The organism is Pseudomonas sp. BRG-100, assembly GCF_000737955.1.
GTDB classification, from domain to species: domain Bacteria; phylum Pseudomonadota; class Gammaproteobacteria; order Pseudomonadales; family Pseudomonadaceae; genus Aquipseudomonas; species Aquipseudomonas synxantha_A.
The window spans coordinates 1,091,066-1,113,185 of sequence record NZ_JPRX01000001.1 but is presented as its reverse complement, the minus strand read 5'-3'; the positions used below and the strand labels follow the sequence as shown (position 1 = coordinate 1,113,185).

Genomic DNA, 22,120 nt, shown 5'->3' with positions numbered 1-22,120 from the left:
GCGTCTTCTATTTTTGGTATGGCAAGGGAATGTGAGATGGAACAGTTGACCCCTGACGTCGGTGCAAATGTATGCCTGGCATTAGCGCAGGTGTGCGATCGGCATGCCCAGCGTACCGCGCTGCACTTACCGGATCTGGGCAGTGCCGCGAAGCTGTCCTATGCCCAGCTTCATCAAGCTATCAGCAACGCAGCGGTGGCCTTGGCCGGGCTGGGTATCAAGCGTGACGATCGAATCGTGCTGTGCCTCGATGTCGAAGCCCATGCGTTGATCCTGGTATTCGCCTGCGCCTATCTCGGAGCGACCGCTGTAGTAGTGGGTAATCGCCTCAGTCAGGAAGAAATGCGCTACATCGTCAGCGATGCTGCGCCGAAGATGGTCGTCACCTCACTCAATGACCTGGGGTTGTTTGCCGGCGACCTGCATACTTCCATGGTAGTGGTGGCAGCCTCGGACGAGGACACCGGCGAGTGCTCCGTTTTTCCTGGCATCGATGAGCTCGTCTCCATGCGGGGGGCCTGCGTCGGCATGGCGTGCGTCGCAGGCGATCATCCAGCGCTGATCCTCTATACGTCGGGCACTACCAGCCAGCCCAAGGGCGTCGTCATCTCCCACGCGCACCTGGTGTGGTCAGCGCAGTCCAATATCGAGCACCTGCAGGTCACCGAAAACGATGTGACGCTGGTGTTTTTTCCGCTCTGCCACACCATGGCTTTTTCCTATCAAGTGCTCACCTCATTGTTTTCGGGAGCCGCCATGGTGCTACGGCGGGTGTTCAACCCCCAACGCTTCTGGAGCGATGCGGCACACTTTGAATGCACATGGGCCGCGATCCTGCCGTTCGTTTGTCATGCCCTGGCAGCCCTGGAGAAACCGGTTCGACACAGCTTCAGGTTTTGGGGCTTTCCCAGCCGCAACACCGACGTGGAGGCGCTGTTTGGTGTGAAGACCGTAGGGTGGTGGGGCATGACTGAGCTGTTTGCCATTGGCAGTGTGACGAGCGAGCAGCACAGCGCGGACCTCAATTATTCGATTGGCAAGCCAGTGAGTGGCTACCGCTATCGGTTGACCGATCCCGTCACGAATGCCGGGCCGTTCAATGCGCGAATCAGTGCCGATCTGCAGTTCAACGCGCAACCCGGCAAGAATCTGTTTCTGGGCTATCTCAACAAGCCTGGCGAAACCCGCGACGCCTTCACAGAGGACGGTTGGTACATCACTGGCGACCGCTTTTTCGAGACTACCGAGGGCGTGCTGTTTTTTGATGTGCGCTTGAAAGACATCATCAAGGTGGGCGGGGAAAACGTATCGGCTTCGGAGATTGAGTTCGCTGCGTACGCCAGCGCCATGATCAGCGAAGTGGCGGTAGTGTCGCGCCCCGATCCCTTGTTGACGGAAACACCGGTGTTGTTTGCCGTGCTCAACGCTAGCGGTCGTGAGGACCAGGCGCTCGCCAGGCGGCATATCGAACAGGCCTGCCGCGAGCGCCTGGCCGACTTCAAGCGGCCTCGCGAAATTATTTTCCTGGAAGATTTTCCCCGTGCCGGCTTGCGCAAGATTGCCAAAAATCAATTGCGCCAGATGGCTTTGCAACAGGCCCATGAACCGGCCTGAGCAGGCCCGTCATTTACCGTTTGAGGAAGGCGACATGAAAAAGCTCTATGTGACCGGCGGCACTGGTTTTCTGGGAAGCCATTTTATCTATCGGCATTTGCTCACCGGTGAGTTCGATGTGACCTGCCTGGTCAGGGGGCGCGACGACAATGAGTGCCGACATCGTATCCGCGATGCGGTGCTCTCGGCGGGCCAGCATTATCCTGCCACTGACGCGCGACTCTCTTTTGCCGGCTTGAAAGCCCGGCGCGCCGATATCACCCAGCCGTTGGCGGGGATGGATATCGCTCAGTCCCGGGCGCAGGCCTCGGAGCAGGCGGTCTTCCTGCACTTTGCTTCATCGCTCAATTTCGAAGAAAAGAACCGCGACATTATCTATGAGCACAATATCAACGGCCTGACCCATGCGTTCCATGCAGCACAGGCGTTGGGCTGCCAGACGTTTTTCTATATCTCGACTGCTTATACCGCAGGCGTTGGTTCGGGTGAGGTGGAGGAATGCCTGCACCAGAGCACTGAATTCAATAACTATTACGAAGAAACCAAATGTGCGGCCGAGCACTTGATTGACCGCCTGTGCACTGCCAGTGGAATTGAGTTGGTGATTATCCGACCGTCGATTGTTATCGGTCCGCAGGCCACTCAATCCGCAGGTGGCAGCACCACTGGCCTGTATGGGTTCCTGAGGGAGGTCAACCGCCTCAAGCGCGCCATGCGCAACACTGAACAAACCGTGCGCCTGTCGGGTAAGCCCCACGCCAGGGTCAACCTGGTGCCAGTAGATCAGGTGTGCCAGGACATCATGCGGGTGTACGACAATCTGGCGAGTTGCCCGCGGGGCATCTTCCACGCCACGTCGTCGACCAATATCGAAGTGCGCGTGTTGCTCGATATTATTTCCCGGGCCATTGAGCTCAGTGGTTTGCAGATCGATGAAAGCGGGCTGGAAAACCCCTCGGCCATCGAGAAACTGCTGGCCCGTAAAACCGTGTTTTACAACCCCTACATCCACAACACCAAGACCTTTCTTCGGGCCGACGGAGGCGGCTGTGCGCTGACGATTGCAGACGTCGAGGGCTACATCAAGGGTGGGGTGGTGGCGCTGAGCCAACGCAAACCTGACCTCTTGCGTCAATACGTGATCGATACACAAGACCGGGTGCCCCTCAATGTCTATGCCTCGGCGGACAAGCGCAAGGAAACCGTGGTCTTCATCAACGCAGTCGGCATGCCTTTGGAACTGGCCAACCGCCTCAGGGAGGCCCTGGAAGATGACTTCCGCTTTGTTACCTGGGAAAGCCGCGGTATCCCCAGCCCCGTGGATGATATCGACACCATTGACGTCAGTGTTGCGGCGCATATCGGCGACCTGCAGCGGATTTTTGATTACTTCAATATAGAAAAAGCACATCTGATCGGCTGGTGTTCGGGGGCCTACATCGCCTATCACGCCCGCAAGTTGAAAGAAGTCGCGAGCCTGACGCTTATCAGTGGCGCGTATGGCCTGGTGAGCGCAGAGGAAGAGGAGACCGCTTTCATGCGCAACCTGCGGCAGGTGTTGCCGCTTATTTCACAGTCGCGTAGCCAGGCAGAGCGCTTTCACGCGTCGTTTTTTGCGCGCTCCGGCAGTGAGAATACCGAGAGTGCGACACAGAGCCGCCAATCCAGCGAGATCCTCGACGCGACGGATCCGAACCTTATCCACCTGACGAGCCTGCCCTTTGAATCCGCGGAGTCGCTGTATTGCTATAGCCGGGCTATTACCGCGCTGCAAGTCGGCGAGTACCCGCTGCAGGATGAGCAACTCGGGGTACCGTGCCATGTCATCGCCGGCACCTGTGATGAAGCTGTGAGCCCCCATGAGTCAAAGCGCTTTATCGAACTGCATGAGGGTGCTGACTATTCGGAAATCGCTGGCATGGATCATTTTGGTTTGTATAACCACCTGGGGTTGTTGGGGGTGGTGACGGCGTATATCAAGAACCTCAGCCCGGTGATGCCGGGTTCCCAGGCGGATGCATAAGTCCAGCCTGCTCATCCACACGGCATCAAAGGAGGGAAGATGAAAAGCAAATTGATCGAGCACGTCGCGGACTTGTCCATGCCCATCGATTATCAAGAGGTCCTGGCACGCGACGATCAGAGCAGTGTCCCGGCCGATATGCGGGAGCATTTTCCCGCAGGCCGGTACAGGATGGAGGTTGATCGCGACGCCTATCTGTCTGCCGGTTTTCATCAACTGGAAATGGATCGGATGTGGTCTCGAGTTTGGCAGATGGCTGCGCGGGAGGAACAAATTCCAGAGGCGGGGGATTTGACGCTCTACGAGATCGGCGAGTTATCCTTCATCCTCGTTCGTAACGAAGCACTGGAAATCAAGGCCTACTACAACAGTTGTCGTCACCGTGGCCGGCGCCTGTGCTCGGGCGATTCGAGCGTGCGAGAACTGCGTTGCCCCTATCACGGATTTGCCTGGGACCTGGATGGCACCCTCAAGCGCATACCGGCGGCATGGGATTTTGCCCACCTTGACTGGGAGGGTCGCCGTTTGCTGGAGGTCAAGACAGACACCTGGGGCGGTTTCATTTTCATCAATATGGATCCTGCCTGCGAGCCTTTGGCCGATTATATGGAGAGCCTGCCCGGTGAGTTGGCCATCAATCAGTATGAGGGCAAGTACATTGCGGGGCACAGCCGGCACATACTCCCGGCGAACTGGAAAAACGTCATGGAGTCCTTCATGGAAGGGTTGCATGCCCCCGAGACGCACGGGCATACATGGGCCCATCTGAGCGATACCCTGCAATACGATGTTCGACCCGATGAGCGTCATGTGAGCCGCAGTTTTCACGCGGTCGGGCTGTCGGTCTGCGAGGATCATGAGCCGCTGTCCGAACAGGCGATCATGGATCAATTTCATCGCAACGTACTCAATGGGAAAAGCGGCCCCTACGCCCCTCACCTTCAGGCCGGCATGACAGCAAGGCGCTACATGGCCAGTGTGATGCGTTTGCAATACGGGTTGGCCAGTGGCAGGGATGTCAGTGGGTTGTCTGACGCTGAAGCCGTCGATGTACTGCAGTATTCGCTGTTCCCGAATATGATCTTCTTTCGCGGCATTTCTCTGCCGCCCGTGCTGCGTTTTCGCCCCAACCAAAACGACCATAACAGCTGCATCTTCGATCTTTTCTACTTGGTCGACATACCCAAGGGCGCGCAGCGGCCCGAGCCTGCAGCGACCGTGGAAATGGGGCCGGACGACACCTATGAGCACGCCGGTGTACTGCCTGACTGGTTAGGCTATGTATACGATCAGGACATGGACAATATCAAGAATATGCGTGCGGGCCTGCAAGCCTTGAGCAATGACCCGCTGGTATTGAGCGATCTTCATGAATCCAGGATACGGCACTTCCATAACACACTTATGCACTATCTTGACAGGCGCGATTGAACCATTCGTCACGGGACTTAATGCGCGCCATTATGACTTTTGTTTAATTTGACAATCTATGTTTTTTCGTTAACTTACTTCTTGAAGTGGATTGGATCCAACCTGCCTGGCAAGGTGAGCGTTGCTCTTCGAATAGTGGCCATTCAATGTGGGGCGGCCACTAATAGTCCCCATATAACAAGGAGGTTAAGATGCTTGAAGACATTCTAATGTGTGAGACGCTGGAGGCCTGGAGTAAAGTGCTGTTTGCCTTGGCGAAAGAGTATGGATTTTCTTCGGTGCTGTTTGGGGTTAAGCCCACGATCAGTACGCCTTTCAGCTCTTCGACCATCATCAGTAATTATTCCAGGTCATGGCGCAGTATCTATGACGCGAATGCCTATTACGAAGTCGACCCTGTTGTGTTTCATTGCTTGAACAGTTCATTGCCGTTGGTCTGGACAAAGGAAAATTTTATTAACAAGCCCGAACAGCAATTGTATGAGGCTGCGAGCGCCAGTGGTGTTTGTTCGGGGCTGTGTATGCCCATCCATGGGCCGCGCGGAGAGTTCGGAATGTTGAACTTTATTACGGATGAGAAGTCACCGGCCGACGTCATTCGTTCCAAGGGGCTGCCACAATTTGCCTTGATGCGTGATTATCTGATCGAATCGTTCCAGAAAATACAGAGTGCTGCTGAAAAGGAGGTCGAAAAACCACCGAAGTTGACCGCTCGTGAGCTGGAATGTCTGAAGTGGGTGGCCGCCGGTAAAACCTCTTGGGAAATTTCGCGAATTCTGTCCTGTGCAGAAGTTACAGTTAATTACCATGTCACCAACTTTATGCGTAAGTTCAATGCTGAATCGCGCCAGCACGCCGTGATCAGCGGCATCCGTTCCGGCCTGGTCACGCCCTGATGCGGATTATCGATAACGCCTTCAATTAAGGGTTCTTATGGTCAGCGCGTTCCACTTTCCTGAATACGACCAGTTGGACGGCATTGCGCTGGCTGAGATGGTGCGCCTTAAAGAAGTAACCCCTCTGGAGCTTGTGAGCGCCGCCGTTCAGCGGATCGACGCAGGAAATGGCGCGATCAACGCGGTGGTGCATCTTCTTGAGCGCGAGGCCAAGGCACAATGCGAGGTGCCATTGGCAGACGGCCCGTTGTCCGGCGTCCCCCTATTGGTCAAGGACCTGCTTGCGGAGATTCAGGGCTGCCCCACACGTAACGGCTCCCGGCTGTTCGCGCACTTTGTTGCCAGGGAGGACTCGCAGACGATCAAGCGTTATCGACAGGCGGGGTTGATCTTTGTCGGTAAAACCGCGACGCCGGAGTTGGGCTTGCATCCCTATACCGAGTCTGATGCAACCGGTGCCACACGTAACCCCTGGAACTTGGAATTGTCGCCGGGCGGCTCCAGCGGCGGTGCCTGTGCAGCGGTCGCGGCGGGCATGACCCCGATTGCCCACGGCAGCGATGGAGGTGGCTCAATTCGGCTACCCGCTTCCCATTGCGGGGTTTTCGGCCTCAAGCCAACACGTGGTCGGTCTCCCTGCGGGCCGCATTTTTCAGAGTTATGGCAGGGTCTGGTAGTTGAACACGCGGTCTCAAAAAGCGTGCGCGACAGTGCTGCCATGCTCGATATCCTGATTGCGGGGAGTGATGATGCTGATGCTTACCGTTGGCCCGCACCGGCTCAATCGTTTCTTGCGGGTATCGGCGATGCGCCTGGCAGGCTGCGCATTGCTTACACCTTCAAGCCTTTTCTGGGTGGGGATTTGAGTCCCGACTGTCGCGCCGCGTTGGAAAGCAGTTTGAAGCTGTTGACGGACCTTGGGCACGAGGTGGTTGAAGCCCATCCACCCTTGGCATCCCCCGATCAATTATGCGAAGCCATGCTGACCCTGGTGTGCGGGGAAATGGCGAGCCTGGTGCAGAACGCGGGGCGCATGCTTGATCGCGTGGCGACTTACGCGGATTTCGAGAGCGGGACCTGGGCCCTGGCCCGGCAGGGCCATATCCTCAAAGCGGTCGATCTCGCCAGGGCGAGAGAGTTGGCGCTTCATCAGGGGCGCATCATGAGCGCCTTTCATGAACACTACGATGTGCTGGTGACGCCGGTAGCCAACCAGTTGGCATCGAAGGTGGGAGCGTTTCGCTTGAGTCCGTTGGAGGATCGCCTATCGCGTAGAGTATTAGGTAAATGGGGAATGGACTGGCCCCTGCGACTGGGCAATCGCCTTGCAGAACATTCGCGCACTGTCATGGAATATATGGGGTGGTCGACACCGTTCAATATGAGCGGGCAACCGGCGATGAGTGTGCCTCTGTACTGGAACGAAACAGGACTTCCCATCGGCACACAGTTCATCGCAAAGATGGGCAATGAGGCCTTGCTGCTGCAACTTGCACGTTCGCTTGAAGTTGCACGGCCCTGGCGACATCGTAGCCCGCCTCACTCTTCAGCGGCGTCAAGTACTCAGATCAAATAGCATTGACTGCGTCCAGGGTCTTGTTGCTCAAGTTAACTTCAACAGCGATGGCTCGTTCTACGCCGATAGTCAGGGGCGGGCCTAGTCTGACCAACTCCAGCCCCGCTTTCATCAGCATCTTTTCGACACCCACGGAAGTAACGGTGATGAGCTTTTCAACGTGCTGCGAGTGCGCATGCCTGATGAGGTGACCAATGGCCTTCATGGCGGTATTGGAAAAGCCGAAGCCGCCGCGCTCACTGGCACTTATGGCAAATCGGCTAAGCTCCCAGATGTTGGCGGCACGCGGAGGTTTTTTAGTGGTCAACAGGTTGGGGAACGTGTCTTTGAGCATATAGGGACCTGTGGTTGGCAATATACGCCAGCAGCCCGCCACTTTGTTTTCGTTGATATCATCGATCAGCAGCATATAAGTGGGGGCCAAGGCGTCGTAACCATCTATCTCCATGTCGGCAATTATCGACACATCCCAGCCTTTTTTATCCTTGAAGATTGAAGCCCGAAGTTTATGCATGCCCTCCAGATAACGTGGTGATATGTTCTCGCGTTTGTCTATTAGATATTTCATGCTGGCTTCCTCGGCTTCGAAGTGCATAGCTTTATGCAGATTGCATAAGCGTTAAACTATAAGTGTTGATAGGTATCCTGATATCAAGGAGTATGTGAAGATCCCCTTCTTCTGAGCGGGAGTTGGGCGTGTATGTATAGATGTTCAAAGTTTGTGAATGAGGTCATTTTTTTTCGAACGAAAAAAGGGATGACCCAAGCGGATTTCTGGGCGAAATTTGGTGTCACCCAGAGTTCAGGAAGTCGAATTGAAAAGACGGGGCGGATGCTTGTTCCGTTGTACATGCTGCTGCGCTTGTACTGCGCAGGGGTTATTGCAGACGATGATCTTGAGTTGGAGTTCGAGCGTATGGGCAAGTCTGCCTCGGACAGGTTCGGCTGACTCCCAAGCCTGGCGAGTACTGCTGGGTTATTTGAGTTTTTTCTTGCGTGTCTGGCGAACGGCCAAGTGTTCGAAAATAAACGACGCGGTGCCGAACACTGCAATTATTGAAAGCACGAGCATGCCGAGAGTTGAGCTTTCCACGGTGATTTCCTGCTTAGATTTGAGTTGACGATCACGCTAGGGCCTCGGCTTCCTGGCTTCAATAGACCCGACGCAAACCTTACGGCGCCGGGCCCATTGTTACGCGCTCTTTACGCGCAACGGCCGCTACGGCGTATTGCGGCTGTGACGGTAGTCGCTGACCGCTTCATACACCGCCTTTCGCAACCGGTTGATGCCGCCGATGGGGCGGTGTGCTTCCACACCGAACCAAGGGTTGAACGACTGGTTATCGCAGGCCAGGTTCTGCGCCGGCGTGTCGAAATCCTGGGCAGGAATCCTGACCTTGGCCACGGTTTCATACGGCGCATCGCTTTCTTTCCATTCGATGCTGGTGTCTTCGATGGGCATGAACTTTTGCGGGTTCTGCCGTTGGATCTGCAGCACGAAACAGGCCGCTACGCGGTCGGTGGACAGTTGCTGATTGAGGGCGCTGCGCAGGAAGTTCGGCAGGGCCTGGTTCTGTTTAGGCAGTACGTATTCCGGGCAGCTTTGCGGGTCGGGCGCGACGCGAAACTTGGCGTTGGCCGCGCCAAACTTGTAGGGCGACACTGAAAAGTAAGTCGTCTGCGTCGGGCTGGCCGGTGCGGGCGCCAGCGTTGCCAGGGCGATAAACAGGTGACGTATTTGCCAACTGCGCGGGTCGAGCTTGGGAAAGAACGCCAGGACCTTCTTGCCATCCGCTTGCGCGCCGATGTTCTGCGCGTATTCGGCGACATCGCTGACAAAGAAATTCGGGTGGCTGAACATCACGAAATCCTGCTCGGTGCGGGCTTGCTGGTCGGCCATCAGTTGCTTGCCCGGCACATCCAATAGCTTGATCGCCATGCCGCGGGCATCGCGGATGCTGTCGAATTGCGGTAGGCGTTGCCGTTGGACAGGCGCATCGTCGCCTGCCAGACCTTGCCCGGCTCTGCGAACACGCCCTGGCGCAAGGCCGGGTCGAGATCCGCCAGAACGCTGACCTCGGCTTTCACGCAACCATGGGCCTTGGCATGGGCATCGCGCAGGTAGCGAGTGCCTTCGCGGTGCTGGTCAACGATGCGTACGGCGGTCTGGATGATGCCTTGGGTCATCGCTGCTTCACCCGGCGGGATCTGTTCATCCGCTGACACCGGGCCACTGTGCTGCCAGGCGAACCATACGGTCGCCAGTAGCCACCCCAACAGCCCAACGCCCACCAGCCACAACAGGGTCTTGCCGAGAAAAGCGCCGAGACGCAGCCAGAGACGAGCGAGCATGGAACGTTCCTTGTTTTGTGATCGAATAATCATGGCAGTTGGTGCTCCAGCGGGCCGCCCAGTACTTTGAGGTATTCGAGCAGCGCCCAGCGCTCCTGGGGCAGCAAGCCACGACCAATGACGCCATTGCCCCGTGCGCCTGCGCGGAATTCGTGACCGCTGTTGTGATTGCCGGTGATTCGGGTATCGAACAGGAAGGCATTCTTGAACGAGGCGGTTTCAAAACCCAGATGGCGTGGATCGTAGTTGAACGTGCCTTTATAGAAGGTGGTGCTGCGTTCGTCCTGGGGCGAAAGCAGTTGGTAGATCGTCGGCACCGAACCGTTGTGCAGGAACGGCGGGGTAGCCCATACGCCTGCCAGTGGTCGCGCTTTATAGGCACGCAATTCGCGCACGCCAATCGGCAGGCCGAACCCGTCCAGGCTCGGGCGCTCGGCCGGGGTCACGCCGGCAGCGCGGTAGGCATGTTCTTCGACAAAGGCGGTGACGTAGGCCAGCCCCTGGGCCACGGACATTTTTTTCAGATCCAGTGGCGCGGTGGGCGCAGGGTGTAGTTCAACATTGAGTTGGGCCAGTTCGGCCGGGTCCCATTGCAGGGCGCTGAGGTCATAACGCTGGTCGGCAATGTTGCTGGCGGTGCCGGGGTCGGTGCCGATGTAGTCCACCGGCAGCATTTTCAACTGCTGCACCGGGCGGCCATTTTCCTCGGTGACCGCGGGTATATGGCAGCCAGCACAGTTTTCGGCGAAGAGTGCGCGGCCTTGGGCGGCGAGGGGGTTGTCGATGGCGCCGAACAAGTCCTCCGGCCAGGTTGGCGGCTTGAGGCGTTGCAGGGTTTCTTCGATCAGGTGCAGGTCCCGCACGCGTACGCTGGACGGGTAGCGAGCGTCGCCCTGGAGCGGTTGGCCGGCACTGTCGAAGAAGGCCAGGGTTGCGCCTACACCAAGGGCTTCACCGATATTGCGCGCCATGGGCTGCTGAGCCGAGCCATTCCACTGCACCCAGTCGAATGTCCAGATATCCCACAACTGCGGGTAGTCCACTGGGGCATTGGCGACACGATAATTGTCGGGGGAAATAGCGTCGCCAAAGCTGGCATTGGCGATGCGCCCGAAGGCGTCAGTACGACCGGGGCCTTCTTCGGTGGGATAGAGGCCGCGATGGGTATCATTCCAGGCGACTTTGAGGAACTGGTTCAGCGATTGTTTGAAGTCCTGGCGCAGCTGATTGTGCTGGGTATCGTACTGATCACCCAGGACTTTGCGGGCGAAGCGCTCGAACTTCCACGGGTTGTAATACGTAGCGGCAAGGCTGGCGACCAGGGCTTGGCCAAAACTGCCGCCCCGCAAGGTGGGTACGCTGGAGGGCAGCACGTGTTGCGCCGAGCCACCGTCGATACGCAGGGCCTGGCCCTTGAAGTGCAATTGACCGGTGTGGCAGGCCGCACAGGTGATATCCAGGTATTGAACCTGGCTGTCGGCGTTCTGGTGTCGGGCAAAACCTACCGGCAGGTTGCCAGGGTTTTGCGGGGTGGGCACTTGCTTGGGGTCGACCAGAAACCCAAAGCGCGCCAGGTACTCCGGCGCGGCAAAGCGTTGCTCGGAGAACGGCAGCTCCAGGGCCGTGAACCAATCGTAGTGCAGGCCCTTTACCTGGGTGCCCTGGGGCGTGAAGTAGTAGGTCTGGCGGTCAGCGGCACTCCATTGATCCTGGTAGTGCACCTGCTTTACTGGCACGTAGTCCGGTAGCTTGGGGTTGAGGGTGTAATAGAGCACCACGGCCAGAATCAGGCCCAGGGCGATCAGTATCAGGAGTAAAACACGGGAAAAAGTGCGCAAGATAACTATCCTTGTCGAATTGTCGCGTTGTTATGCCACTGCGCCACAGGTGCGGCAAGTAGCGATGAGCCTGCTGGCAGGCGGTCCCGCGATCCGTCGCGGTGCCCCATGATAAATGGAAATGCTTTTAAACACGTGAACTTATCAGAAGTTTCCTGCTCACATGCCGGTAGCCATTGGTCGTGGCCGCCTGATAAGCTCGCGACTTTATTCGAATGCCCTTTTGGCGCATGAACAAGGAAATAGCATGAAACAGCATCGGTTGGCGGCGGCGGTGGCCCTGGTTAGCCTGGTACTTGCGGGTTGTGATTCGCAGACCAGCGTAGAGCTGAAAACCCCGGCGCAAAAAGCTTCCTACGGCATCGGCCTGAACATGGGCAAGAGCCTTGCCCAAGAAGGCATGGATGACCTGGACTCCAAAGCGGTAGCCCAAGGCATCGAAGATGCTGTCGGCAAGAAAGAGCAGAAGCTCAAAGATGACGAGCTGGTTGAAGCCTTCGCCGCGCTGCAAAAGCGTGCCGAAGAGCGCATGACCAAAATGAGCGAAGAGTCGGCAGCTGCCGGCAAGAAATTCCTCGAAGACAACGCCAAGAAAGACGGCGTCGTCACCACCGCTTCCGGTCTGCAGTACAAGATCGTGAAGAAGGCCGACGGCGCACAGCCCAAGCCAACCGACGTGGTGACTGTGCACTACACCGGCAAGCTCACCAACGGCACCACCTTTGACAGCTCCGTGGATCGCGGCAGCCCGATTGACCTGCCGGTCAGCGGCGTGATCCCGGGTTGGGTCGAAGGCCTGCAACTGATGCACGTTGGCGAGAAGGTCGAGCTGTACATCCCGTCCGACCTGGCCTACGGCGCCCAGAGCCCGAGCCCGGCGATTCCAGCCAACTCCGTGCTGGTATTCGACCTGGAACTGCTGGGCATCAAGGACCCAGCCAAGGCAGAAGCTGCTGACGCACCTGCTGCACCAGCCGCCAAGAAGTAATCGGCGCCTGAACACACAACGCCCCGTCTCGACGGGGCGTTGTTGTTTCTGGGTAAATCCGATAGAACCCGCAGCATTGCGCGCAGTCTGATGTAAGACTCGAGCACGGGTAGCCGCACATACAGGCCAAGTCAATGAAATCTTGGGTTTTTTTATGTGCGCAAAAAACGCCCGATCTGACTGTAAGCCTTATAGACCGTGGCTTTCAGCTGATAAAACAGGCTCTGTTCACAAGGTTATCCACAATTTGTGTGGATAACCTTTTACCTCGCCTGGAACTGGAGTGCCTGATGAAACCACCCTTCAACTTCACCCGTTTTCTGCCCATGGCCGCGCGTCTGCTGGGCCGTGGACGTTTGCCGACCTTGCTGTTTGCCGTTGCGGCCAAAGGCTCAAGCCAGGGCAATCGCCTGGGCCAGCTCAAGGATGATCTCAAATTGCTCCAAGCCCTTTGCCTGGCTTACTGGCGCGGCGAATACCGAGCGATCAGCCCCAAGGCGTTGATCTCGGTGGTGGCGGGGTTGATGTACTTTCTGAGCCCGATTGACGCGATCCCGGACTTCATCCCGATGTTCGGCATGTTCGACGACATCGCGGTTCTGGCATGGGTCATGAAGACCCTGAGCGGCGAACTGAGCGCCTTTCGCGCCTGGCGGGATGCGCAACGTCCGGAAAAACTCGCGGTGGTTGAGCGCCTCCCTGCAACGCCTGAGCTGCTGGCCCAGGAAAACCCACAAAAAAACTAATGATGCCGGGGATCCCCCAGCGACCTTCGTGGCTGTTAGGATTACACTTCTAAGGAAAGAACTTACTTAGTAAGTGTTTTTATCCTACGGGGCAGTCATGGATATTCAGATCATTTCACGCGATGGCGCACCCGAATATGCGGTGTTGCCATGGGACCAGTACCAGGCGCTGCTAAAAGCTGCCGGTCAGCAGCCACCTACACCCGCTTCTTCTCCTGCCGCCTCTGCCGCCATCGACCAGGACCTGCGACCGCTCGCAGACCTGCGCGGCCTGCGTGAAGCCAAGGGCCTGGCTATCGAGACCCTGGCACGCACGGTGGGGATCAGCCCCTCGTACCTTGGTTTGATTGAAAGTGGTGAACGCCAGCCGGATGCCGCAATTCGCCGCAGCCTGGCCTGGGAATTGGGCGTGGCAGGTTGGAGGGATGAGTCTTGAGCCTACGTATCAGCCGTCAACACTGGGATGGGTTGCTCAACGAATTGGATCAGGCGCGTCGCCAGCGCCATTTGTTGACGTACCGGGCGCTGCTTGAGCGCCTGCAATTTCCGACGCCAGCCATGCAGACCCTGGCGGCTGCCCTGGAGCACCTGGCGGCGCTGGATGCCAAGGCCGAGCAGCCGCTGCGCAGTTCCCTGGTGATCAGCCAGGGTGCCAGCCGCCTGCCACGTACCGGGTTCTTTGAGTGTGTGGAGCGTCTAGGGCGCTTCAGTGGACCCTCCGATGGCGTGGCGGCTGCGTCCTGGCACGCTTCGGAAGTGGTGCGGGTGTTCGAGTACGAATACCCGGAGTCCGCCGAGGCTTAAAGCGCTGCTGAGTACATGTCCAGGCTGTCGATCACATGGATGCTGTAGCCGGCCACGTCCTTGGCATGGTGCTTGGCTTGCGAGGCCAGTTCTGCCAACTGGCTGGCATCGAGTTGCGCACAGGCCTGTGGATACAGATGCACCACACCGATAGACAGCGATAGCAAGGCGAACTCCTGGCGCACGCCCTGACGGTTGAGTGACACGAAGCAACCAGCATCCACGTGCTCGGCGCGGTAAAAGCGTCGGCATTGGGTATGGAAGTCGTCCAGCAACTGGTTGAGCCGCTTGCGCCAATCCTGCGGGCCCAGCACCAGCAAAAAGTCATCGCCGCCAATATGCCCGACAAAGTCGCGGCTGGGGTCTACCTGGTCGTTCAGGCATTGCGCCAGGCACAGCAGCACTTCATCCCCACGCCCGTAGCCGTAGATATCGTTGAACGGCTTGAAACTGTCGATATCCACATAACAGATCAGCGACTCGCGCTGTTGCTGCAACAGCCGAGCCAGGCATTGCTGGATCGGTACGTTGCCTGGCAGCAAAGTCAGCGGGTTGGCGTAGCGCGCCTGCTGGATTTTCAGTTCGGTGATCAGCTTGAGCACGTCGATCACCCGGCCCAGGCCCAGATAGTCACCGTTCAACGTGATGATGAAATCTTCTTCGATGCGCTGCCGTGCGCGGCTGGTCAATAAACGGCTGACCTGTTGCAAGGACTGGCTCAACTCCACCGCCAGGAAATCATCGCTCATCAATCGGCTGATCGGTTTGCGCGCAAACAAGTCGGTCGCGAACGGCTTGAGCAGCGCGTCCGACAGCGAGTGTCGGTGCACAATTCCAATCGGGCGACCGCCGCCATCCAGCACCGCCAGTGAATTGAGATTGGCCTGGTGATGGAACGCTTCCAGCACTTGAGCCGTGGCGGTGTCTTGATCCACCGCTGGCTGTTCGTTCAGCAGGGCGCTGAGGTCACTGCCTTCATCGCTGAGGGCAGTCGTGGTGTTATCCGGCTTGGGCAACATCAGGCGCGCTTCCTGCGGTGTGCAAACTGCCTTGAGCCAGGATTGAGCCCAATGCATTCAGCGGTTCGGTCACGGTCATGGCGATCTCGATCGAAAAAAAAGGACCGCAGGCGTTAAGCCTACGGTCCTTTCATTTCACGACAGAATGATGTCTATATGATGACACTGCGTGGAGCGGTCACATTAAATTGCCATCATTTACTGCTTGGCCACCTGCTTGGTGATCTTCAGGTAGTCGAGGAGGATCCGGCCAGTCTCGGCCAAGTAGGCATCATCTTCCGGTTTGGTTTTATCCGCTTCGGTCGGCAAGGCATCTTCATCTTCTTTCTTCAGCTCTTTGAGCGGATCTTCACCCTTGGCTTTGCGGCGAGTGTTTTCCAGCACCAATTGCTGATTCTCGATGCTGGAGTGCTGTGCACGGCGATCCGCTTCGTTGAGGCTGACGGTTTTCTCTTCCATCAGCTTCTTGGCCAGGGCCAGCTTGTCGCGGATAAACACGAACTCGGCATCCTTGGCAGAGCGGGTGTCGTGGTCTGCCTTCAACTGCGTCAGGAACGGCTTGAACGGATCCGACGCCGGCTTGATCGCAGGGCGGATGGTGTCCCATGGCATGGCTTCAGGCAGTGCGCTTTCGCCGATTTCCTTGGTGTCGATAATCGACGGGAAATCGATATCCGGCAGCACGCCCTGATGCTGGGTGCTCTGCCCGGAAACCCGGTAGAACTTGGCCAGCGTCAGTTTCAGCTCGCCATGGTTCAGCGGCTGAATGGTCTGCACGGTGCCCTTGCCGAAAGTCTGGCCGCCGATGATCAGCGCACGGTGATAGTCCTGCATGGCGCCGGCGAAAATCTCTGAAGCCGAGGCCGAGAGACGGTTGACCAGCAACGCCATCGGCCCCTTGTAGAAGGCGCCCGGGTTCTCGTCTTCCAACACGTCGACACGCCCATCAGCATTGCGGACCAACACGGTTGGGCCTTTGTCGATAAACAGGCTGGTCAGCTCGGTGGCTTCTTGCAGGGAGCCGCCGCCGTTGTTGCGCAGGTCGATGACCACGCCGTCGACTTTTTCTTTCTGCAGTTCCGTCAGGATCTTCTTCACGTCGCGGGTGGTGGACTTGTAGTCCGGGTCACCGGCACGGAACGCCTTGAAGTCCAGGTAGAAGGCCGGGATCTCAATCACGCCCAGCTTGTAGTCCTTGCCATCCTGCTTGAGGTTGAGGACTTTCTTCTGCACCGCCTGGTCTTCGAGCTTCACCGCTTCACGGGTGATTGACACGATCTTGCTGGTCTGGTCGTTCGGTGCGTTGGTGTGCGGAATCACTTCCAGGCGCACCACGCTGCCTTTGGGGCCACGGATCAGCTTGACCACTTCGTCCAGGCGCCAGCCGACCACATCGACCATCTCTTTGTCGGCCTGGGCCACGCCAATGATCTTGTCTGCCGGGGCGACCTGCTTGGTCTTGTCCGCCGGGCCTGCCGGCACCAAACGTACGATCTTGACCTGGTCATTGTCGCTTTGCAGGACGGCACCAATGCCTTCCAGGGACAGACTCATGTTGATATCAAAGTTTTCCGCGTTATCCGGCGACAGATAATTGGTGTGCGGGTCGTAGGACATCGCGAAGGTGTTGATGTAGGCCTGGAAGATATCTTCGGCACGGGTCTGGTCCAGGCGCGCCAACTGATTCTTGTAGCGCTTGGTCAACAATTCCTGAATGGCCTTGGGCTCTTTGCCGGCGATCTTCAAGCGCAGCACTTCGTCCTTGACGCGTTTGCGCCACAGGTCGTCCAGCGCTGCCGTGCTGGTCAGCCAAGGGGCATCCTTGCGATCCACCAGAAGGGTTTCCTTCTGGGTGAAGTCGAGCTTGTCGATGCCTTTGTTCAGCTCACCCAGGGCGAAGTCCAGACGCGCTTTGACGCGGTCCAGGTAACGCTTGTAGATGGTGAAGCCGGGCTGCAGGTCGCCGCCTTTGAGGAAGTCGTCGAACTGCGTCTTCCACTTGTCGAACTCAGCGATATCGCTGGCCAGGAAGTAGCTGCGCGACGGATCCAGCAGCTTGAGGTAGCTGTCGTAGATGATCACCGAGCGAGCGTCGTCCAGCGGCGGCTTGCTGTAGTGATGGCGCTTGAGCAACTCGACAACGTTAAGGCTGGCAATCACCTCATCGCGATCAGGCTGAAGGTTGTCCCAGCTATTGGCTGCGAACGTATTGGTCGACATCGACGCGAAGCCGAGACCAATGAAAAAAGCGAGGGCGGTGCTGGGGAACAGATGCTTCATGCTGATTCGACGCGGGGGCAATTGATAACGCATATTAGGCCGTCTTTGAGGGAGCCGGTTCCATATGGTCCGGTCGCATAATGCAAAAAGCCCGACGCTACTGCTACGGGCTCAGTCCAGACTCACTATGGAGGCACTGTGAAAGCATTGCAAGGCGTTGAGGGGCATGTGGAGGGTTAGAAGAACCCAGTCCTACATTCGATGTAGTCCATATTGCCAACAGCCTGACCGAATCCTGGATTGAAATGCAGTCAGTGTGGGAGCTGGCTTGCCTGCGATAGCGGTGCAGCAGATGAAGAATTCTTCACTGTTGCACCGCTATCGCAGGCAAGCCAGCTCCCACAGGTTGATCTCTATTGATTCAGGTCCAGTGGTGGATCGGCCAGCCGGCCTGTTCGGCATGGGCGCGCAACACCGGGTCCGGGTTCACTACCTGCGGGTGATCCACCTTGAGCAGCAGCGGCAAGTCATTGCGCGAATCCGAGTAGAAATACGCCCCCTCCAGCGTTTCTCCTTCCTGCTCCAGCCATTCCAGCAGGCGCGTGATCTTGCCTTCACGATAGGTCAGCACGCCTACGGTGCTGCCGCTGTACACGCCGTGGCCGACGTCCAGGTTAATCCCCAACACTTCTTCAATACCGATACGCGCCGCAATCGGCGTGACCAGGTGAGTGCCCGAGGCGGAAATCACCAGGATCCGGTCGCCATTCGCACGGTGGCGGGCGATGGTCTTGGTGGCGTCGCTATAGATCAGCGGCTCGATCACGTCCTCAACCCACGGCTCCACCAGATGCTCGATTTCTTCCGGGGTGCGGCCGATCATCGGCTCCAGGCTGAAGTCCATGAAGTCTTCCATGCGCAACTCGCCTCGGCTGTAGGCGTCCATCAATTCGTTGTTCCTGCGCATGAAAGACTCAGGGTCTACCCAGCCCAGGCGGCCCATCTGTTCGCTCCACAGGGTGGCGCAGTCGCCGTGGATCAGGGTGTCGTCCAGATCAAAAATTACCAATGCCATCCGTCATGTTCTCTCTCAATAGGTCGCTGCCTGTCAGGCTACTTCACACAGGGCGCTGGGGTCGATGGAAAGTGCCAGGCGCTGGCCGTCCGGGTGCAGGTCGTCGGCCGAGCGATTGAGTACGTCGACCACCAATTCCACGCCACGGGCTTCGATGCGGTAGCGAATCACGTTACCCAGCAAGCTGTGGCTGCGCACCAGCGCATCGAGCTCGCCGCTGCGGCTCAACTCGATGGCCTCGGGGCGAATGGCAATGCGCCCCTTGATTGGCCGTTGCAACAACTGGCTGGCCTTGTCGGCATCGAGCAGGTTGTAGTTGCCGATAAAACCGGCGGCAAACACATCCACCGGGGCGGTATAGAGGGTTTCGGCATCGCCGCTCTGCACGATCTTGCCCTGGTTCATCAAAAAGATGCGGTCGGACATGGTCAGGGCTTCTTCCTGGTCATGGGTCACGAAAATCGTGGTCAGCCCCAGTTCGCGCTGGATCTGGCGGATCTGTTCGCGCAAGTGCTTGCGAATACGTGCATCCAATGCCGACAGCGGTTCATCGAGCAACAGCAGGCGCGGGCGGGTCACCAGGGAGCGGGCGAGGGCGACGCGCTGGCACTGGCCGCCGGACATCTGGTGCGGATAGCGGCCGGCCAGTTCCGTTAGCTCAACCAATTGCAGCACTTCCTGCACGCGCTTGTGGCTGTCGTCGGCGTTGACCTTTTGCATGCGCAGGCCGAACGCGACGTTCTGCTCCACGGTCATGTTGGGGAACAGCGCGTAGCTCTGGAACACCATGCCGATCTGACGTTTCTGCGGGCTCAGGGGCACGATGTCCTGCCCATCCAGCAGGATTGTGCCGCTGTCTACCGAGGTTAACCCCGCGATGCAACGCAGCAGGGTGGACTTGCCGCAACCGGACGGGCCGAGCAGGGTGACGAACTCGCCCTTGGCGATTTCACAGTTGATATCGCTGAACACTGGCGTGCCGGTGTAGCTTTTTTGCAGATGTTGGACGCTGACGAAGCTCATTGGCTTTTGTCCTTGTTCAAGATATTGGCGGCCCAGGTCAGCACCAGCACAAAGAAGAAATAGGAGATCACAACGGCACTGGTGAAGTGGCCGCTGCTGTTGCGCATGTTGTTGAGGTACACCTGCAGGGTCTCGTAGCGCGTGCCGACGAGGATGTTGGCGAACACGAACTCACCGAACAGGAACGAGAACGACAACAGCAATGCCACCATCAGGCCTTTGCGCAGGTTAGGCAGCACCACCAGGATCGCCGCTTGCCAGGTGCTGGCGCCGAGCAGTTGCGAGGCGTCCATCAGGTCGCGCAGGTTGATGGCTTGCAGGTTGTTGGTGATCGCCCGGTACATGAACGGCAGTGCCACGGTGAAGTAGCAGCCGATCAGAATCCACGGCGTACCCACCATCGCCAACGGCCCGGAACCGTACAGTTGCAGCAAACCGACTGAAGACACCACCGGCGGCACCGCGAAGGGCAGCAGAATCAGAATGTTCATCAGCGCATCAAGCTTGGGAAAGTGGTAATGCACCACGAACAGCAGCGGCAAAATCAATACCACCGAAAGGATCAACGCGCCCACACACACCAGCAACGATTGCCCGAACGCCATCAGAAAGCGCGGGTCGCTCCACAGCTGTACGTACCATTTCACGCTGAATCCGGCGGGCAGGATAGTCGCCGACCAACTGCTGGAGATCGAGTAGACAAAGGTGCCGATCAGCGGCAGTACCAGAATAAGGAACAGCAGGTACACCACTACCCGATGGTAGAGGGAGGCCGGGCCGGCATCAGCGCGAGACATGGTAGCTCCTCTTGAGCAGCAGTTGATGGACCACGGTGACCACCGTCATCAGCGCCACCAGTACCACGGCCAGGGCGCTGGCCATGTTCGGGTCCAGCGACACATCACCAGAGACCAGCCCCGCGATGCGGATCGGCAGCACGTTGAAGTTGCCGGTGGTCAGGGCGTAGACCGTGGCGTAGGCGCCAAGGGCGTTGGCCAACAGGATTACGAAAGTGCCAAGCAGGGCAGGGGTGAGCACCGGCAAGCCGATATGTCGCCAGAACTGCCAGCCATTGGCGCCGAGCAGCGCAGCCGACTCACGCCAGTCTTCGCGCAATGCATCAAAGGCCGGGTAGAGCAACAGCACACCAAGAGGAATCTGGAAGTAGGTGTAGAGGATGATCAAGCCGGTCTTGGAGTACAGGTTGAAGTCCTGAATGATCCCGGCCTGCTTGAGCATGATGGTGATGCTGCCGTTGAAGCCCAGCAGGATGATGAACGCGAAGGCCAGGGGCACGCCGGCGAAGTTGCTGGTCATGTTGGCAAACGCTGTGACGAAGTTGCGCAGCGGCGAATCCACCCGTCGCAGTGAGTAGCTGCCCAGGGTTGCGATGATGATGCCGAAGATGCTGGAGTAGAAACTGATCTCCAGGCTGAGCTGAATCGCCTGCCGGTAGAACTTCGAACTGAAGATCCGTGTGAAGTTTTCCAGGCCCCAACCGGCCTCTTCGGTTTGCAGGCTGTTGATCAGCACCCATACCAGCGGCGCGATCTCGAACACGATAAAGAACAGTGCGAAGGGCACCAGGCACAGCAGGGCCAGCCATTTGCCGCGGGTCATCGAATTCACTTGAGCAACTCCCGGCACACCGGTTTGTCGTGCGGCACGCCAAGCAGCTCGCAGACGGTACCGCACAGATCGGTTTGTTTCGGCGCGGCGTCAGCATCCAGGCTGAAGGCGTCACCGAGGACAAACAGCGGCACTTCGCGCTCTTGCGGCAATAGGCCGTTGTGAGAGCGGTCGTTGTTCATGCCGTGGTCGGCCGTGACCAGCACCTGGTAGCCGGCGTCGAGCCAGCCTTGCAGGTAGTCGGCCAGGATAATGTCGGCCGAACGGGCGCTGTTGCGGTATTGCGCGGTGTCGAGGCCATGCTTGTGGCCGGCATCGTCGATATTCATCGGATGCACCAGCAAAAAGTTGGGCGCGTGCTTGAGCCGCAGGCTCTCGGCATCGGCGAACAGGTGGGAGTCCGGATAGTGGTCAGTCCAGTAGAAATGCCCGTGCTGGATCGCCAGTGCCTTGTTGTCGGTGTGGCGATCACGCGCGGCGACAAAGGGCGTGCGGTTATATAACTCGCTGACCCAATGGTAAGCCGCCGCTGCTGTGGCCAAGCCAGCATCGGTGGCGTAGTGGAAAATGCTGCGCTGGTTGGACAGGCGCGAGACGTTGTTATGGACAATGCCGCTGTCAATCGGTGGCACGCCGGTGAGGATGCATTCATACAACGGGCGGGACAGGGCGGGCAGTTCGCATTCCAGTTTGTAGAGGGCTGCGCGTCCTGCGCCGACGTAGGCCTGCAAGTGTCCCATGGCGTGCTGGGCGACCTCGAAGTTCAGGCCGTCGAGCACGACAAGGATGACAGTGTGCTTCATGGGGGCTGGGGCTCCGCGACAGATGGGCAGATATCGTTTTTTCGGTTGAAACCGGATCAAATGTGGGAGCTGGCTTGCCTGCG

18 protein-coding genes and 2 pseudogenes are annotated in these 22,120 nt (G+C 58.0%); 10 read left to right on the top strand and 10 right to left on the bottom strand.

Going from position 1 to position 22,120, the window contains the following annotated elements; all coding sequences use genetic code 11:
• The first annotated feature begins 36 nt into the window (after positions 1-36).
• The 5 genes from JH25_RS22330 to JH25_RS22345 all read left to right on the top strand — a co-directional run bounded on the left by JH25_RS22330 (position 37) and on the right by JH25_RS22345 (position 7,540).
• Positions 37-1,614 carry a class I adenylate-forming enzyme family protein gene (locus tag JH25_RS22330; protein ID WP_032877004.1) on the top strand — a complete coding sequence of 526 codons (1,578 nt, stop codon included), beginning with the start codon at positions 37-39 and terminating at the stop codon, positions 1,612-1,614.
• A 34-nt stretch (positions 1,615-1,648) separates the two neighbouring features.
• Positions 1,649-3,637, top strand: coding sequence for an alpha/beta fold hydrolase (locus JH25_RS27585; RefSeq protein ID WP_050549316.1), 1,989 nt, complete (start codon positions 1,649-1,651; stop codon positions 3,635-3,637).
• A 39-nt stretch (positions 3,638-3,676) separates the two neighbouring features.
• Positions 3,677-5,068, top strand: coding sequence for an aromatic ring-hydroxylating oxygenase subunit alpha (locus tag JH25_RS22335; protein ID WP_032877002.1), 1,392 nt, complete (start codon positions 3,677-3,679; stop codon positions 5,066-5,068).
• Between the two features lie 191 nt (positions 5,069-5,259).
• On the top strand, positions 5,260-5,964 hold the full coding sequence (locus JH25_RS22340) for a helix-turn-helix transcriptional regulator (RefSeq protein WP_050549315.1): 705 nt from the start codon (positions 5,260-5,262) through the stop codon (positions 5,962-5,964).
• Between the two features lie 37 nt (positions 5,965-6,001).
• Complete coding sequence (locus JH25_RS22345) at positions 6,002-7,540, top strand: amidase (protein ID WP_032876999.1); 1,539 nt, start codon at positions 6,002-6,004, stop codon at positions 7,538-7,540.
• On the opposite strand, the gene JH25_RS22350 is transcribed toward JH25_RS22345, so the two are convergent.
• Positions 7,533-8,108 (bottom strand): acyl-homoserine-lactone synthase, encoded by a 576-nt coding sequence (locus tag JH25_RS22350; RefSeq protein ID WP_050549314.1) that lies wholly within the window; start codon positions 8,106-8,108, stop codon positions 7,533-7,535. The two genes, JH25_RS22345 and JH25_RS22350, sit on opposite strands and share 8 nt — an antisense overlap.
• Positions 8,109-8,240: 132 nt before the next feature.
• On the opposite strand from JH25_RS22350, the gene JH25_RS0126850 reads away from it, so the two are divergent.
• Positions 8,241-8,489, top strand: a complete 249-nt coding sequence (locus JH25_RS0126850) for a helix-turn-helix domain-containing protein (RefSeq protein ID WP_103735460.1) — start codon at positions 8,241-8,243, stop codon at positions 8,487-8,489.
• 270 nt (positions 8,490-8,759) lie between these two features.
• Here the strand turns inward: JH25_RS0126850 and JH25_RS0126845 are convergent.
• Positions 8,760-9,892 (bottom strand): annotated as a pseudogene (locus JH25_RS0126845) (catalase family protein).
• Between the two features lie 29 nt (positions 9,893-9,921).
• Positions 9,922-11,730, bottom strand: coding sequence for a di-heme-cytochrome C peroxidase (locus JH25_RS22355; protein ID WP_032876997.1), 1,809 nt, complete (start codon positions 11,728-11,730; stop codon positions 9,922-9,924).
• Positions 11,731-11,977: 247 nt separating this feature from the next.
• Between JH25_RS22355 and JH25_RS22360 the strand changes: the two genes are divergently transcribed.
• The 4 genes from JH25_RS22360 to JH25_RS22375 all read left to right on the top strand — a co-directional run bounded on the left by JH25_RS22360 (position 11,978) and on the right by JH25_RS22375 (position 14,268).
• Positions 11,978-12,718, top strand: coding sequence for an FKBP-type peptidyl-prolyl cis-trans isomerase (locus JH25_RS22360; protein WP_005786709.1), 741 nt, complete (start codon positions 11,978-11,980; stop codon positions 12,716-12,718).
• A 290-nt stretch (positions 12,719-13,008) separates the two neighbouring features.
• Positions 13,009-13,464: a YkvA family protein gene (locus JH25_RS22365; RefSeq protein WP_005786711.1), complete on the top strand. Its 456-nt coding sequence runs from the start codon at positions 13,009-13,011 to the stop codon at positions 13,462-13,464.
• A 97-nt stretch (positions 13,465-13,561) separates the two neighbouring features.
• Positions 13,562-13,900, top strand: a complete 339-nt coding sequence (locus JH25_RS22370; RefSeq protein WP_005786712.1) for a helix-turn-helix domain-containing protein — start codon at positions 13,562-13,564, stop codon at positions 13,898-13,900.
• Positions 13,897-14,268 (top strand): hypothetical protein, encoded by a 372-nt coding sequence (locus JH25_RS22375; RefSeq protein ID WP_005786715.1) that lies wholly within the window; start codon positions 13,897-13,899, stop codon positions 14,266-14,268. The genes JH25_RS22370 and JH25_RS22375 overlap by 4 nt, the downstream gene beginning before the upstream one ends.
• Here JH25_RS22375 and JH25_RS0126840 read toward each other — a convergent pair.
• The 7 genes and pseudogenes from JH25_RS0126840 to JH25_RS22405 form a co-directional block, all read right to left on the bottom strand.
• Positions 14,265-15,305: pseudogene (locus JH25_RS0126840) on the bottom strand (GGDEF domain-containing protein); the annotation flags it as partial. The gene JH25_RS22375 and the pseudogene JH25_RS0126840 sit on opposite strands and share 4 nt — an antisense overlap.
• Before the next feature lie 180 nt (positions 15,306-15,485).
• Positions 15,486-17,567: a carboxy terminal-processing peptidase gene (locus tag JH25_RS22380; protein WP_228309648.1), complete on the bottom strand. Its 2,082-nt coding sequence runs from the start codon at positions 17,565-17,567 to the stop codon at positions 15,486-15,488.
• Between the two features lie 361 nt (positions 17,568-17,928).
• Positions 17,929-18,582 (bottom strand): HAD family hydrolase, encoded by a 654-nt coding sequence (locus tag JH25_RS22385; RefSeq protein ID WP_032876994.1) that lies wholly within the window; start codon positions 18,580-18,582, stop codon positions 17,929-17,931.
• 33 nt (positions 18,583-18,615) lie between these two features.
• On the bottom strand, positions 18,616-19,605 hold the full coding sequence (locus tag JH25_RS22390; RefSeq protein ID WP_032876992.1) for an ABC transporter ATP-binding protein: 990 nt from the start codon (positions 19,603-19,605) through the stop codon (positions 18,616-18,618).
• Positions 19,602-20,402, bottom strand: a complete 801-nt coding sequence (locus JH25_RS22395) for an ABC transporter permease (RefSeq protein ID WP_032876990.1) — start codon at positions 20,400-20,402, stop codon at positions 19,602-19,604. Before JH25_RS22395 ends, JH25_RS22390 begins: the two co-directional genes overlap by 4 nt.
• Positions 20,389-21,225, bottom strand: coding sequence for an ABC transporter permease (locus tag JH25_RS22400; RefSeq protein WP_164699551.1), 837 nt, complete (start codon positions 21,223-21,225; stop codon positions 20,389-20,391). Before JH25_RS22400 ends, JH25_RS22395 begins: the two co-directional genes overlap by 14 nt.
• A gap of 5 nt (positions 21,226-21,230) precedes the next feature.
• Positions 21,231-22,037, bottom strand: coding sequence for an alkaline phosphatase family protein (locus JH25_RS22405; RefSeq protein ID WP_032876984.1), 807 nt, complete (start codon positions 22,035-22,037; stop codon positions 21,231-21,233).
• Positions 22,038-22,120 lie beyond the last annotated feature (83 nt).

Bases quoted from the DNA above. Each gene is read 5' to 3' on its own strand.
- JH25_RS22330 (WP_032877004.1), top strand. From the start codon at position 37: ATGGAACAGTTGACCCCTGACGTCGGTGCAAATGTATGCCTGGCATTA.
- JH25_RS27585 (WP_050549316.1), top strand. From the start codon at position 1,649: ATGAAAAAGCTCTATGTGACCGGCGGCACTGGTTTTCTGGGAAGCCAT.
- JH25_RS22335 (WP_032877002.1), top strand. From the start codon at position 3,677: ATGAAAAGCAAATTGATCGAGCACGTCGCGGACTTGTCCATGCCCATC.
- JH25_RS22340 (WP_050549315.1), top strand. From the start codon at position 5,260: ATGCTTGAAGACATTCTAATGTGTGAGACGCTGGAGGCCTGGAGTAAA.
- JH25_RS22345 (WP_032876999.1), top strand. From the start codon at position 6,002: ATGGTCAGCGCGTTCCACTTTCCTGAATACGACCAGTTGGACGGCATT.
- JH25_RS22350 (WP_050549314.1), bottom strand. From the start codon at position 8,108: ATGAAATATCTAATAGACAAACGCGAGAACATATCACCACGTTATCTG.
- JH25_RS0126850 (WP_103735460.1), top strand. From the start codon at position 8,241: ATGTATAGATGTTCAAAGTTTGTGAATGAGGTCATTTTTTTTCGAACG.
- JH25_RS22360 (WP_005786709.1), top strand. From the start codon at position 11,978: ATGAAACAGCATCGGTTGGCGGCGGCGGTGGCCCTGGTTAGCCTGGTA.
- JH25_RS22365 (WP_005786711.1), top strand. From the start codon at position 13,009: ATGAAACCACCCTTCAACTTCACCCGTTTTCTGCCCATGGCCGCGCGT.
- JH25_RS22370 (WP_005786712.1), top strand. From the start codon at position 13,562: ATGGATATTCAGATCATTTCACGCGATGGCGCACCCGAATATGCGGTG.
- JH25_RS22380 (WP_228309648.1), bottom strand. From the start codon at position 17,567: ATGAAGCATCTGTTCCCCAGCACCGCCCTCGCTTTTTTCATTGGTCTC.
- JH25_RS22385 (WP_032876994.1), bottom strand. From the start codon at position 18,582: ATGGCATTGGTAATTTTTGATCTGGACGACACCCTGATCCACGGCGAC.
- JH25_RS22390 (WP_032876992.1), bottom strand. From the start codon at position 19,605: ATGAGCTTCGTCAGCGTCCAACATCTGCAAAAAAGCTACACCGGCACG.
- JH25_RS22395 (WP_032876990.1), bottom strand. From the start codon at position 20,402: ATGTCTCGCGCTGATGCCGGCCCGGCCTCCCTCTACCATCGGGTAGTG.
- JH25_RS22400 (WP_164699551.1), bottom strand. From the start codon at position 21,225: ATGACCCGCGGCAAATGGCTGGCCCTGCTGTGCCTGGTGCCCTTCGCA.
- JH25_RS22405 (WP_032876984.1), bottom strand. From the start codon at position 22,037: ATGAAGCACACTGTCATCCTTGTCGTGCTCGACGGCCTGAACTTCGAG.